The following is a 13,467-nucleotide window of genomic DNA, read 5'->3' as shown; positions in this document are numbered from 1 at the left end:
CTTCAACGGGCACAACTCAGTATATGCTGGACGTTGAATTTATTTAACCAATGATTAAGTTAATTGCGCGGCATAACCCTATCCCTGCCGTTGGCTGCCAGTTGACGCTGGCTTAGTCGCCTTAACGTCAACCGGAGTCATAGCACAAGGATCATCGTTCATCGAAGAGTGTATCAAGAGGCGCGGCCAGCAGCTTTCCGAACACAACGGCGGCAGCCCCGATTACGCTCTGAGACGTTCCGAATGTAGCAGACGTGATCTGAACCCGATCCTTGACGAATGAGAAGGTCCGCTGTCTTACCCGCTGCCTTAATTCCACGATATAATCGGACAGATAGGGATACAACCGCCCGCCGAGCACGACTTGCTCCGGATCGTACATAGCGAACACATTGATAATCGCCATTTCCAAATAAGCCAGCGTATCCTCCATGCATCGGGTTGCCTCAGGATTCCCTTCGCGAACGAGCCGCTTCAACTCGTCCATCGTCCTCGCTCCGCCTGAACGCTTAAGAATCGCTTGAATGGTTCCTACCGTTTCCCAGCAGCCGTAGTTTCCGCAAACGCAAGTTTCGCCGCGTGGAACGATGGACATATGACCCACCTGTGCGTAGAGGCCATTCGTTCCCCGTACGAGCTCGCCATTCGTCACAACCCCTCCGCCGATTCCCATCCCCATCGTGATGAATACGAGATCCCTGCTGTTCCTCCCGACCCCGTACCATCTTTCCGCGAGCGCACAGGTACAGGAATCGTCTTCTATATGCGTTGGAAGCGAGAAGCGTTCCGTTAATTCTTCCCGAAGCGGATACCCGTCCCAGCCCGGGAAATTAGGCGGACTCAGAATGATCCCCTTCTCCAAATCCATCGGACCCGGTACAGCGGTGCCGATTCCGAGCACTCGCCCTCCGCTCGCCGCCGCCTTCTCCTTCATTCGATTCACATGTGGAGCAATAACCGCCAATATTTGATCGGGTCCTCGCAAATGAGCCGTGTTCTCCTCTACCGAGAGTAAGACATTGCCCGTAAGATCCGTCAGCACTACCTCAATAGTCGATCGTCCAATGTCGATGCCGATAATCCGGTACGGATCCGGGTTGAAGCCGAGCATTATCCTTCTGCGTCCAACCGCGCCGGACACCGTTTCGTACTCACGAATAATGCCGAGCTGAATCAGTTCCTTCGTCAAATTAGAAATCGTCCCTGATGTCAGACCCGTCTTCTCAATAATTTCTACTCGCGAAATCGACTGCTGCTCCCAAATCACGTTCAGCACAGTTGATATGTTTTGCTGCTTAACTTGCTGAAGGTAGGCTTGTTTATTCGTATTGATAACTTTCACTCCATTATGCTTTGTCATTATGAACGCAATTGATAATTGTCTTCGCAGCCGCGTGCCTGAAGGGGTTCGTGCCCCGCTGCAACAATAAGCCATATTTCCGCTACGTGCAGCCGCTTGAACCCCTTTGCCCTCCGAAACGTGAGCTGCAGCTTGCCGTTAGCCGTCGCATACGGCGGTATTTCCGACTGTACTGTCATCACCGATGCAGCGGGAATGTGCAGGTTTTCATGGACGATCTGCTCGTCATTCGCCGTCAATGTAACCCAGTATCCGTCCCCTCTGGACTCCCCAATGTATGTGATCTTCACGGCATAGCGGCATCCGGGTGAGAGATGATCATAGCTGAGTGTAAGCGGCGTATCCAGCATGATGTTCGCCGTATTCTCCCAAGCAAGCGGTACCCCGCCAAGCTCCTTTTGCCGCTTATCGCTAATCATCATCATCATGCCCGGCATATGCGCAATTCGCGGTGAGCTCAGGTAACCGGGATCATTCTCCCAAAGAGTTCCCGATTCAATACGGCTCGCGCTGCGCGGTGAGCCCAGATTGTCGTAGTAACCTCCCGGTCCGGGATTCGTCCGGTCGAGCAGCTGCTCGATGAGCACCAGCCTCTCCGCTTCCGATGGCTCCTCGCGAATGATCTCACTTTGCTGCCGCAGCCACCTGATATCATTGAGCGGAAAGTCGATCGCTTCGATGAAAGCTCCCCGTTCCGGATGGCTTGCATAATGCCGGCTCACCGTCAACTGCGACCCGATGCCCGCGAATAGCTCGTCAGCCAGCTGCTGACAGCGAAGCTGATAATCTGGCGCGACCGGTTCAGCTCTTGCAAGCCCCAGAATACGCTCCATCTTCTCCAATGCGGCTAGACTGCCATTCTGATCCGCCATACGCAGGGCATCCTTAGCACGGTATTCCAGCTCCGTCTCGTAGATCAGGCGCCGTTTTGTGTAGGCGTCGTAATAGGCGCGAAGCAATCCCATTTGGAAACGATAATTGCCGAGCACATGCGTATTAGCATGCCGTTCCATCTGCCTCCACTGCTGAAGCGTAATTTCCACTTGATCATTAACCGCGAGCGGCAAGGCCCAGTTTTCCTCCTGAGCCATTAGACCGCATGCGATTGAATCCGCGTAATCAGGGCCAATGAAAACCCTTGCATAATCGCGCAGCGTCTCCATAACGGATGTGCTTGGATTCCAGTCCTGATCCAGCCAAATAAATTTATTGACGTCATCATTAATGCCTTCCGAATAGCAAATGCTGCCGTTTGCATGCGATGCAATGACATTGTGGATCTGCTTCTGCGCGAGCGGCCTTGGATTGTAGCACTCACGCCCGAGCGTTAAGGCGAAGGCGACATCCCAGTCGGCGACCGGATACTGGCAGATGAAATTATGCGTGATGTCCTCATACCGGCGGATTGGATATTTCGCAGGTATTCGCCGCCGCAATTCGGGCAGAGGATCATCCACATGCGGACCGAATACGATTCCGCCCAACCATTCCGGCTCCCGCTCCACATGCGCATAGAACGAATCCAGCCAAGGCCGCGATTCATGCATCATAACCTGTGGGGACAACCAAATTTTCGCCTCCGGATGATAGTGGCTTAGGATGCTTGCAATATGTCCTGTCCATTCAAACAGTAAATCCGGCTCCATATCCCCGGGATCGCTGCCTGGAATAAATACCGCTTGGATGTGCGGTACGAGACGGAAAATTTCCTCCCGCTCCGCCAGCTCCTCGGCCCTCGAAGCCGGATTGACATAATCATTACCGATATTCGGATACCAGACCCAAGTATCGAGTCCATAAGAATGGATCGTCTCCGACAGCTGAACCATCATGGTTAGCGGATCGGCCTTCATGAGAGGCCCCGACTTCGCATCGTCAGTGCGGGGAGGTAATATTTCGATACAGTTCGCTCCGAACAGGGCTAATTCCCGTATGTATTGATCGTACTGCTCGAGCGTCCAAGCATCATAGGCATTCGTTTTCGGGCGGTAGCCGAGCTGATGCCCACGCAGTTCAAACCGCGGAGAAGTCACGATATTCAGCTCTTCGCTCAACTGAATCGAACATCTCCTGAAAGACACTTGCCGCAGCAGCTTACCAATTCCATACAGGACCCCGCGGGCGTCAGCTCCAATGACCATTACCGCTGAATGTCCCCTGAGCTCGGAGGTACGCAGTATATAACCCTCTGGAGACAGATTGGCCGCTTCGACAAGATTCCCATCCGAACCCATCAGCGGAAGAAGCGATTCCCGAGAACCTGCAACGATGATCGGATCATTGCCGCTTGCTGCTCCCGGAAGCTCATGCATGCGCCGGTAAATAACGCCCGAACGCTTGGCAACCTCTTCAATCAGTACTTCAATCGCTTTCGCTTCCGCTCCAGCAGCCCCTGAGGCGCTGAGCACTACAGCTCTTGTGAGATCTATCGCCTGTGTACTCATGGGGCTGCCGATTCCTATGTCCGCCATGCCGCACCCTCCACCCGCTGATACTAAGCACCAAACTGATCAAGCCGACCATTAACTTAATGATTAACTTATATCTATGATAATCAAAGAAGCCCAAATTGTAAACCATATTTTTATCAAATATTTACATCTGCTGAAGTCGTAATATGACATGGTTTGCGATTTGAGAATGCAAAAAAGAAGTGATCCACTTTACATGGATCACTCCTCACTTTGGAACCAACCCGCTGCACATGGAGCGGATTCCTACGATCGCTGTTGTTCATGGATTTCATTGAATTTTATTCCCGGTTCAAGAACAGTGTTTGGTATTCGGTTGGGGAAAATCCGAAGTTCTTGCGGAACGCCTTACTGAACGTGTGGATGGATTGGTACTGAAGCTTCTCGGAAATCTGGGTAACATTCAATTCCGCATTCTTCAACCACTCGATCGCCTTCTCAAAGCGCTTCCGGTTGTAGTAATCCTTGATGGTGAGCCCCACTTCCTTGGAAAAGATACGCGACAGATGTGAATAGCTATAGTGCAGCTCTGCAGCGATCTGGGGGAGCTCCGTAATCTTATGCAGGTTGACATCAATGTAATTGATGATTTCATATACGATCCTCTTCGTCTCATCGTTCTTCTGCAGCGATGCGTATTCTCTCTCCCAGCTATCATAGAAGTTGCGGTAAGCCAGCACGATGATCTGATGCAGATAGGTATTGATCATGAGCGTCGAATAACTCTTCAGATTGATCAACTCATTGAAAATATGAATGAAAGGAGCCTCCATGCCCAAACTGTCCGGAGTCAGAGAGTTGCCGATTTGATCAAACATTTTACGGACATGAGTCATTTCACCCTGCTCATCGGTCTCGGCATCAAAGTTAAAGCCCACGTAAAAAAAACGAAAAGGCTCCGAAGCATCCGCTTTACCATCATGGAGCTCTCCCGGCAGGCTGAGAAAAACATCTCCCTCCTGCACCGGGAAGGCTTTGCCATTGGTATAGAAGACTCCTTTGCCTGAAACCACATAACTGATTTCATAGCAGTACTGCAAATGTTCACTAATACTATAATTACTCTCGCAGCATAAATCACCAATCTGATACAGAATGATAGATTCATAGATCTGTGGGTTATTGGCGTATTTATTATCAAAATGGAATTTATTCGGTCTCACACTTTGAGCTTCCGTACGATTAATCTCCACGATTACCGTCCTCCAAGGAATGTAAGCTTCAGTCATAATCAACAGTATACGGATGAGAACCTTATGTGACAATCATTAAGAAAATATAGCCGATTACCGCTTCCGAATCGAATCATCCAGCCGCCCAAGCAAGAAAAAGACATACAAATCGGTTCATTTGTATGTCTCCTTATCTTTTAACCAAACGAATGATTCACATCCGCTAAAATTGCACTTCCATCCCTTTGGCAGCTGATTCGTAAATCCCACAAAGAATTTTCATCATCTCCAGACCGTCCTCAACCGGACTCAGCGTCTCGGTGTTACCTTGGCAGCTGCTGACGAAATGCGCGATTTCATTGCTGAAACCCTTCACGACATCGAAACCGAGCTGATCCACCTGTGGTGTCACATTGAGGATCGTATCATATTTTTCAGTTATGATCTGCAGCTCAGGCTCAATCTCTGCCCCGCCCTTGTCACCATAAATTTTCACACCGATTTCATCCTTGAGGGCATGCAGGGTGAAGCTAACTTCAACGGCAAGAGAGGCACCGTTCTCGAATCGGATGAGCGCATTGGAGAAATCCTCTACATTGTTTAGCGTAGGATCGTAATCCGCCGCTTGGTAATAGGCTAAGTTTTGAATATTCGCCCGGTTTCCGAGCTTGCGATAGGTGTTCCCGCTAACGGATTTCACCTTCGGCTTGCCCATCAGATACCAGCAAATATCAATGACATGGACCCCCAGATCGATAAGAGGTCCTCCTCCTGATTTCTCAATATCGGAGAACCACCCGCCAGGATTGCCCAAACGCCGCAAACAGGAGGCTTTGGCATAATAAATATCGCCAAGCTCACCCGCCTCGATAAACTTGCGAAGGATTTGAGTATTGTCCGCATAACGTCTAACAAAGCCAACCTGAAGAACCTTACCTGACCGTCTAACGGCTTCCTCCACAAGCTTCGCTTCGGCCACAGTCTTGCATAGCGGTTTCTCGCAGAGCACATGCTTACCTGCATCGAGCGCAGCAATGCTGATCTCCGCATGTGTATTATTCCACGTGCAGATGCTGACCGCGTCAATGTTCGGATCTGCGAGCAGCTCCTTGTAATCCGTATACACTTGGGCAGCCCCGAACCTCTCGGCTTTCTCCCGGGCACGGGCTTCATTCTTGTCGCATACTGCGACGAGCTTCGCTTCGGGATTATTCGCATAGGCTTGCAGATGTACAGATGAAATCGAGCCAGCGCCAATCACGGCAATACGCAGCGATGTTGTCATATTAATTAACCTCCCTGATATGCTTTGTTCGTAAATCGTGTACTATCTTAACAAACTATCCAGGCAAGTCTCTTTAACCCTTTTTGTTCATGTATTGTTCCTTTTTTGCGAAATGGGCAGCGAGAACACGCTCACTGCGCCGGTTAACCGATAAACGATGTAGGGGCTCTCGTGACCGGTCAGTTGGGACACAAATATCATGATGAGCTCTATGCCATTCATATCGGGTCAGCTCAAAACTGAGCTTATTCAACGGGGATCGTGCTTGGGATCTCGCCGGAGGCCGCCCCATACCCGACAACATCCCTGAGCGAATCCGTACGGAGATTATGAATTTTGATCGTCGTTTCGCCTCACATCTCGCCGTACATGTTCTTGATCCCGGCACACTCGCCTACGGACTGAGCGACTCGCCAGTAGGAATGCTCGCATGGATCTTGGAACGATGGGCCAGTTGGAGTGACAATAACGGTAACATCGAGAACGTCTTTTCGAAGGATGACATCCTTACACACGCGACAATCTTCTGGGTCAACAACGCCATCGAGACCTCAATGCGCGTCTATGCGAACGCCAACCGTTATCCATGGACACCCGCCCATAATCGCTCGCCTGTCATTGAAGCGCCAACAGGTATAACCTTCGTGGGCTACGAGAATCCGCCGGGTATCACAACGGACAATCGTGTACAGAACTTTCTCAACAGCGATCGCGCGCCTTGGTATAACCACGTCAACATCACCGCTCACGCACGTGGTGGACACTTCATTCCTTGGGAAGTTCCGGACCAGTGGGTTGAGGACTTGCGCCGAACCTTCCGTGGACGCCGATGAATGCAGGACATAATGTGAGAGTGATTGCTGCCACAATCCAATCATGAATAGGAGCTGCTTTCGGCTGAAGTAAGGTGTACAACTTGTAATTTTCTGCATACAAAAAAAGCTCGTATATCACCGTAAAGGTGAATATACGAGCCGTTCAATTTATAAGTTGGTGCGGTCGAGAGGACTCGAACCTCCACGGGGGGTTAGCCCACACGGACCTGAACCGTGCGCGTCTGCCAATTCCGCCACGACCGCATCTTGCTGGCAGTGAATTGCGTTATCGCTAGTGCATTTCGCAATCACGTGTTTCATATTAACATCTGATAGCTACTAAAGTCAAGAAACAAAACAGAGGTTTTAAATTTTAAATATATTTACTAATCATACGCTTAGTTAACCTGGTCGAATTAGTCGAAGAGGTCGCCAAATACGTCTAACATGGTCTTCTTCTTCTTCGGTCTGCCATATTTGTCGTAACCGTATTTGCCGTTGCCGTGATGAGCATTCCCATGTTGACCGTAATTGCCATTGTAGTTCGGCTGTTGCCCGTAGCTGCCTTGTGGTGGCTGGGAATGCTGCTGTGGCGCGTATCCCCCCTGAGGAGCTTGTCCATAACCCCCTGCTGGCGGTACCGAAGGCGCTTGGGTGTTCCCGCCACGAGTACCTCCTTCGTAATACTGCTGCTCCAACCGGTCGTAATCGTCCTGCATCTGACGCATCCCCTGCATGAGCTTATCCAGCTCGCCCCGATCCAGCCATACTCCCTTGCAATCCGGACATACATCGATCAGTACGCCATCCTTTTCTACTTCCCGCATCCGAACTCCTTCGCAAACCGGACATTTCATGAACGAATCCCTCCTTGATTGGATATGCTTATTGGTTTCAATAAGAGTGAATATATGCTCTTCGCGCTTAGGAACCATAAGCCAGCGTTATTATTCAATACGAGTTTCGGCCGATTTCGTTTCACTTTAGCGCTTATTTCTTACGGCACGTACATCCGATTGACATCGTCATTCACCTTCTGAGGTTTCCGTCGCAACCGAACGCGGCTCTGAGGCAAGCTCATAAATATACTGCCTGCCTAACTTCACTACCCTTCGATTGTGCTTTCGAATCACGACGCTGTCCTCATCCCATGCCACGACAATGCCAATGACATCGTTCATTTCAAGAGCATCCCGTATGACTCTTAGCTTGGTCCCTTCCAGTCTGTATGTATTAAGCTGTTCCTCTGTAATCATGATTATGCAGGACCTCCTCGTTTCGTTGAGCCAATAACAAAAGACCTCAATGCCGCGTTAATCGCACTCATTGAGGTCTTTATTCCAGCTTCAGCTGCAGTCGATGATAAGGATTAGCCGACATGCTCCTTCGAATCATTCGTCTCATACCACTCGTCTAACACGCGCGAGGACATGACACGGCTGGTAATATACTCAGCTTGCTTCTCCGTAAACATCTGAAGCCAATCAACCTCAAGCTCCCCGCAAAGTTTAACGATCGTTAACAATTCTGACCAAGCTACGTATCGTTTATACCAGAAAAATTGTGGGTGCTCAATCATGTAAGGATATAGATCATCGAATTCCGTATGTTTACAGTCGAGCGCACGCTCGAAATGGACTTTGGCGTCGGACAATTTGGATTGCAAATAATCAGCAGAAAATTTCCCCATGTTCTTGTGCCTCCCCTTGGTCACTTATGAACATTATAAGACAAAAAGATTACCCCGAAAAGGGACTGATTGTGGAAACTTTATACGTCACCCTATTCGAAACGGATGATTCCATCCTCCAATGAGGCCACTTTAACCAGCGATTCCACGACAATTCCTTGCTCGCGGATGGTGCGTGCGCCGGCCTGAAAAGATTTTTCCACAACGATACCCAGTCCTGCCAGCTGCGCGCCGGATCGCTCAATAATTTTAATTAAGCCTCGCGCCGCGTCCCCGTTCGCAATAATATCGTCGATGAACAGCACGTTATCATCGGAACTAAGAAACTGCTTCGAAACCATGATGTCCGTCACAATCCCTTTCGTAAAGGAAGGAACCCTCTCTGTCAGTGCATCCGGATCGGCAATCAATGTTTTCTTGCGTCTTGCAAATACAAGCGGCACGTCCAGTGCCAGTGCAGTCGCGAATGCGACCGGGATTCCAGACGATTCGACGGTAATCACCTTCGTAACGGATTGTTCCGCGAAGCGGCGTGCGAATTCTTTGCCCATTTCCATTGTAAGTACTGGATCCACCTGATGATTGAGAAGTGCATCCAACTTCAGAACATCGCTATTAATTACGGAAGCCTCGCGTAATATGCGCTCTTTTAGTATATCCACCCGCGTTCCCTCCAGAAAAAATCTTTTTCGTAAAACGTACCATAAGGTAGGCGGGCTTCGCAACCGGAATCCTGAAAAAGATGCGGCTTCACACCAGAATCATGCAACTTTTTCCAAGTGATAGGCGTCTATATAGGGAAGAGAATACTCGCAATATCTGACTTCTTACCATTAGGAGGTGTCATCGCCGTTGTTACGCTACTCATCAAGAATTGCAGCCAAGACGTCTGCAGTCCTCCTTCTATCCGTTATTGTTGCAGGCTGCCAGACTGATCTGAACGATCCCCCGCCCGTACCAGGTACGAGCGCTGAAGCTAATGGACCGTCACAGCCTGACCCGTCACCAAATCCCGACAGCCCGCAAAAAACATACAATGGCGCATCGAACTCAGGGGACGTTCCTGTTGCCAATGCCATCTCGGACAAGGACAAGACCGATCAGCCCGATGCGGTAACCCAATCGTCAGCCGGCAAGAAGGACAACAAGCCGGATGTCGTTCCCGTCAAGGAAGAGAAGAAATGGGATCCCAAAGCACCGAAGCTTCACGGTATCGCATTAGGCGATAATGAAACGGCTCTTGACCGGAAGCTCGGTAAACCAAGTGACAGCTACGATTTAGAGGACGAGACCGAGAAGCTGCATGTGAAAGAGTACGACGGTTTTGCGGTCGGCTTTGGTGCGGACAACAAAGTCAAGTTCGTTGAAGTTTACAAAGCGGAAGCGTCTGCCGAGCTGAACGGACTGCATATTGGCGATAACAAAGACGCTGCTGTTAAAGCACTAGGAAAGCCTGATACCAATACGTCCAGCGTACTCGCTTATAAAGCGGCTAAAGCGCTGCTCAAAATCGATCTGGAGCCTAAAACCGGCACGATTATCTCCATCAAGCTCTTTCATGAAGCCAGTTAATCCGGGCATGATCAGTACTACGGCTAGAAGGTGGAATGTGGGAACTGTTCCGTACTTTGTATATTCCCTTCAACCGATTCCTATACCATCACGGCAGAGAAGCTATCAGTCGGCGCAGGGAAGCAAGAGACCTGCCGGCTGATAGCTATCGCGCAGATTCATGAGCCCGATCTGCACCAAGTTAAACGTGACTCCCCCTGTTCCTTGATCACCGAAGCTGGTTATGGACACAGCTTCGGCGCCTCCCTGCGTTACTCCCTCTCTGAAACCAAACCCCTTTAATAAACGATCTTCATCAAACTATACAACCCACGTGCCATTTAACTGCATCCTGCATCAAAATATGTCATGCCTGTCCACTCTCGGACATACCTTAGTAACAAAGGTGGAACGAAAGGCAGGCAGACGTCATATGAAAAGAACCGGTAAAGTGATGCAAATTGCCTTCACTTACATGGGAACGATCGTAGGAGCGGGCTTCGCGACAGGCCAAGAAATATTGCAATTCTTCACAAGATTCGGATACTTGGGCGCCCTTACGATCTTGTTGTCTACCGCTATGTTCATATGGCTGGGCGCCAAGATGATGCTTATTGCGAGCGAGGTTTCGGCAAAATCATATGAAGCCGTCAACAAAGTGCTCTTCGGTGACCGTATAGGCAGCTGGGTCAGCCATTTCATGCTGATCGTCCTGCTTGGCGTCACCGCGGTCATGCTTGCCGGCGCCGGATCTATCTTCAATGAGCATTGGAATATTTCCTATCAATCCGGACTTCTCATTACGTTATGCGCATGCTTCCTTCTTCTGCGCAAAGGTATGAAGGCGATCCTGACCCTCAATACCATCGTCGTCCCGATCATGCTGCTATTCACCGTGCTCATCATTATCGATACGATCCAAACGCCGGGCGCCGACCGGTGGATGATGCTCTCGAGCGATCATTCACCATGGGCCGCATGGGCTTCCCCATTCCTCTATGCCGCATTCAATCTATCCATGTCTCAAGCCGTGCTCGTTCCGCTGGGAGCGGAGATGAAAGACCGGAAGACCATCATCTACGGCGCATGGATCGGCGGGATCGGAATTGGTTTTATGCTGCTTACCGGTCATATCGCCTTATCGGTGTATATGCCCGGCATTCAGCAATTTGCGATCCCGATGGGCGGTATAGCCCGCGAGCTGGGACAAGGCGTCCAATGGATTTATATCTTCCTCATCTTCGCCGAAATTTTCACAACCCTGGTCGCGGATGTATACGGCTTGACGCTTCAGCTCCAAGAACGAATCAAGGTATCCCGTACACTACTCACGTTAACAATTCTCTTCATTTGCTATATGGCCAGCCAGATCGGTTTCGGTCCACTGCTGTCCACGCTCTATCCATTGTTCGGCTTGATCAGTCTCGGATGGCTCATTCTGCTCATTCGGATACGTTCTCCACAGGGCAGTTGACCAAGAGCCGGAGCTGAACAACGCGCCTAGCCGGATAACTCCACAAGCTTTGCGCCCGGCAACTTGCTCATCAATAAATCGCGCACATGATCGTGGCAAGTCAGCAGCACAAGCTGTCTGCGGCCGGATATCTCTCTCAGCAGATCAGCAGCCGCTTCCAAGCGGGCCGCATCGAAGTTGACGAACAAATCATCGAGAATCATCGGCAGCTCCACGGTCGTCGCCGCTTCATCCGCCAAGGCGAAGCGCATGGCAAGATACAGCTGCTCCGCGGTCCCTCTGCTCAAATATACGCTTTCCACGATGCGATTATCGGCCGTTTCCAATCGGATCGTCTCCAGTCCCTCCGGAACGGCGATCCGTTTATATTTTCCATTCGATAAGAGGGACATGTAACGCGAAGCATCGCGAAGAACGGCCGGCTGGCGTTGTTCCTCCATGACTCTCTTGGTCCGATTGATCATCGTCAAGCCATGGGATAGAACCGCATACCGGAAGACCAGCTCCTCCAGGGCAGCCGAAGAAGACTCGCGCTGCATGGTCAGCTTCTGCCGAACCGACTCATGCATCAGTTGATCCCGTGCGTGCCGGTGCCGTCCAAGCTTCTCAAGACGCTGGCGGCCAAGCTGCTCTTCATCGCGCAGTTGATCCTCGGCCTCCGATTTCATGGCAAGCAATTGCTGCAAGCCCTCATCCGTATACCACTGCATCAGCTGCTTCAATTGATTCTGCGACATACCCGCTTCCAGTTCGGCCTGCAGCTTATATAGCTCGTTCTCAACCTCGCGCAGACGCTCGGAGGAGGTGAGCGCATCCAGAAACGCAAGCTCGCTCTCCGCATTCGCCGCCTGGAACCATTCATCCCGTTGTGCCGTTAAGCGGGCGATCTCCGGCAGCAGTTCATTCATTCGCTGTTCCTGCTCCGCCAACTTCGCTTGAAGCGCAGCCGCTTCTTCCTGGATGGCAATTTGTTTTATCGACTCCGCATGCAGCAGTCTAATCGTTACTATGGAATCACTTTGACGGCCGGTACCACCCACCTTAAATTCGTTCGCAATAGCGGTTACCGCTGCATGAAACTCCTCTAGGCGCACATCAATCGCTTCCGCTTTCGCGACGACTCTCTCGCGTGCTTGCTGCCGATGCAGCGCTTGCTCAGCCAAATCAACGGTTTCCAGAGCGGCTTCGGGTGATAACGAATCCGGCAAGCCTTGCTGCAGCAGCCACTCCTGCCAGACTTGGCTAATGGCCTTCTCCCTTTGCACCGCCTCATGAAGCGCTGCTTCTGCATCTTCCTTCTGCTTCTGCAGACGGTTCAAACGGCTCCCAAGCTCCTGCTTCCGTTCCCGGCTTCTCTCATCTCCCCGCAAGGCTTCAAGCCGGGCATCGACGGCTGCCAGCAGATCCTCCCGCAGAGAACGACCAGGCCCCACTTCTGATGCTGCAGCGACTTCGCCGTAGGCATAGCCTGCCGCTAATCCGCCGCGGCGGCTTCGCGCATGCGCAGCGGACAGGGCGCCGAGCACAGCCTCCGGCTCGCGCACGAGCGCCCGCAGCGCAGCCGCGACACGTCGCTCAGCGGCCGCCAGGCTCGCAGCCGCAGCGGCGGCACCCGCATGCGGCCGCGGCTGCGGCGCGCCGGCGGCGTG

General features: G+C 51.2%; 13 protein-coding genes and 1 tRNA gene. 3 read left to right on the top strand and 11 right to left on the bottom strand.

Annotated features, from left to right (window positions below; all coding sequences use genetic code 11):
* Positions 1-151 precede the first annotated feature (151 nt).
* The 4 genes from NNL21_RS30770 to NNL21_RS30755 all read right to left on the bottom strand — a co-directional run bounded on the left by NNL21_RS30770 (position 152) and on the right by NNL21_RS30755 (position 6,288).
* Positions 152-1,342: an ROK family transcriptional regulator gene (locus tag NNL21_RS30770; RefSeq protein WP_204819018.1), complete on the bottom strand. Its 1,191-nt coding sequence runs from the start codon at positions 1,340-1,342 to the stop codon at positions 152-154.
* A gap of 17 nt (positions 1,343-1,359) precedes the next feature.
* Entirely contained in the window at positions 1,360-3,831 is a 2,472-nt protein-coding gene (locus tag NNL21_RS30765) for an alpha-glucuronidase family glycosyl hydrolase (protein ID WP_204819017.1), read from the bottom strand.
* A gap of 281 nt (positions 3,832-4,112) precedes the next feature.
* On the bottom strand, positions 4,113-5,024 hold the full coding sequence (locus NNL21_RS30760; protein WP_204819016.1) for a helix-turn-helix domain-containing protein: 912 nt from the start codon (positions 5,022-5,024) through the stop codon (positions 4,113-4,115).
* 202 nt (positions 5,025-5,226) lie between these two features.
* Complete coding sequence (locus NNL21_RS30755; protein ID WP_204819015.1) at positions 5,227-6,288, bottom strand: Gfo/Idh/MocA family protein; 1,062 nt, start codon at positions 6,286-6,288, stop codon at positions 5,227-5,229.
* A gap of 329 nt (positions 6,289-6,617) precedes the next feature.
* Here NNL21_RS30755 and NNL21_RS30750 point away from each other — a divergent pair, with 329 nt between their 5' ends.
* Positions 6,618-7,121: a hypothetical protein gene (locus tag NNL21_RS30750; protein ID WP_256555595.1), complete on the top strand. Its 504-nt coding sequence runs from the start codon at positions 6,618-6,620 to the stop codon at positions 7,119-7,121.
* Between the two features lie 158 nt (positions 7,122-7,279).
* Here NNL21_RS30750 and NNL21_RS30745 read toward each other — a convergent pair.
* From NNL21_RS30745 to NNL21_RS30725, 5 genes are all read right to left on the bottom strand, one after another.
* Positions 7,280-7,367: transfer RNA gene (locus NNL21_RS30745), tRNA-Leu, on the bottom strand.
* Positions 7,368-7,519: 152 nt separating this feature from the next.
* On the bottom strand, positions 7,520-7,960 hold the full coding sequence (locus NNL21_RS36650; protein WP_204819014.1) for a zf-TFIIB domain-containing protein: 441 nt from the start codon (positions 7,958-7,960) through the stop codon (positions 7,520-7,522).
* 168 nt (positions 7,961-8,128) lie between these two features.
* Entirely contained in the window at positions 8,129-8,359 is a 231-nt protein-coding gene (locus NNL21_RS30735; RefSeq protein WP_204819013.1) for a hypothetical protein, read from the bottom strand.
* Between the two features lie 113 nt (positions 8,360-8,472).
* Positions 8,473-8,793: a hypothetical protein gene (locus NNL21_RS30730; RefSeq protein WP_204819012.1), complete on the bottom strand. Its 321-nt coding sequence runs from the start codon at positions 8,791-8,793 to the stop codon at positions 8,473-8,475.
* Between the two features lie 92 nt (positions 8,794-8,885).
* Positions 8,886-9,455, bottom strand: coding sequence for a xanthine phosphoribosyltransferase (locus NNL21_RS30725; protein WP_204819011.1), 570 nt, complete (start codon positions 9,453-9,455; stop codon positions 8,886-8,888).
* A gap of 190 nt (positions 9,456-9,645) precedes the next feature.
* On the opposite strand from NNL21_RS30725, the gene NNL21_RS30720 reads away from it, so the two are divergent.
* Positions 9,646-10,365 carry a hypothetical protein gene (locus tag NNL21_RS30720; RefSeq protein ID WP_204819010.1) on the top strand — a complete coding sequence of 240 codons (720 nt, stop codon included), beginning with the start codon at positions 9,646-9,648 and terminating at the stop codon, positions 10,363-10,365.
* A 105-nt stretch (positions 10,366-10,470) separates the two neighbouring features.
* Here the strand turns inward: NNL21_RS30720 and NNL21_RS30715 are convergent, their stop codons facing one another.
* On the bottom strand, positions 10,471-10,596 hold the full coding sequence (locus tag NNL21_RS30715) for a hypothetical protein (RefSeq protein ID WP_256555594.1): 126 nt from the start codon (positions 10,594-10,596) through the stop codon (positions 10,471-10,473).
* 181 nt (positions 10,597-10,777) lie between these two features.
* Between NNL21_RS30715 and NNL21_RS30710 the strand changes: the two genes are divergently transcribed.
* Positions 10,778-11,818, top strand: coding sequence for a YkvI family membrane protein (locus tag NNL21_RS30710; protein ID WP_204819009.1), 1,041 nt, complete (start codon positions 10,778-10,780; stop codon positions 11,816-11,818).
* Positions 11,819-11,844: 26 nt separating this feature from the next.
* Here the strand turns inward: NNL21_RS30710 and NNL21_RS30705 are convergent.
* Positions 11,845-13,467, bottom strand: a 1,623-nt coding sequence (locus NNL21_RS30705; RefSeq protein WP_256555593.1) for an ATP-binding protein, incomplete at its 5' end; no start/stop codon positions are given.

The organism is Paenibacillus mendelii, assembly GCF_024498075.1.
Taxonomy (GTDB): Bacteria; Bacillota; Bacilli; order Paenibacillales; family Paenibacillaceae; genus Paenibacillus_Z; species Paenibacillus_Z mendelii.
The sequence above is the reverse complement of the archived record's forward strand: the minus strand, read 5'-3'. Positions and strand labels throughout refer to the sequence as shown.

What these genes read in the sequence shown, in the direction of transcription:
- NNL21_RS30765 (WP_204819017.1), bottom strand. Translation starts at nt 3,831, where the DNA reads ATGGCGGACATAGGAATCGGCAGCCCCATGAGTACACAGGCGATAGAT.
- NNL21_RS36650 (WP_204819014.1), bottom strand. Translation starts at nt 7,960, where the DNA reads ATGAAATGTCCGGTTTGCGAAGGAGTTCGGATGCGGGAAGTAGAAAAG.
- NNL21_RS30750 (WP_256555595.1), top strand. Translation starts at nt 6,618, where the DNA reads ATGAATTTTGATCGTCGTTTCGCCTCACATCTCGCCGTACATGTTCTT.
- NNL21_RS30710 (WP_204819009.1), top strand. Translation starts at nt 10,778, where the DNA reads ATGAAAAGAACCGGTAAAGTGATGCAAATTGCCTTCACTTACATGGGA.
- NNL21_RS30730 (WP_204819012.1), bottom strand. Translation starts at nt 8,793, where the DNA reads ATGGGGAAATTTTCTGCTGATTATTTGCAATCCAAATTGTCCGACGCC.
- NNL21_RS30735 (WP_204819013.1), bottom strand. Translation starts at nt 8,359, where the DNA reads ATGATTACAGAGGAACAGCTTAATACATACAGACTGGAAGGGACCAAG.
- NNL21_RS30755 (WP_204819015.1), bottom strand. Translation starts at nt 6,288, where the DNA reads ATGACAACATCGCTGCGTATTGCCGTGATTGGCGCTGGCTCGATTTCA.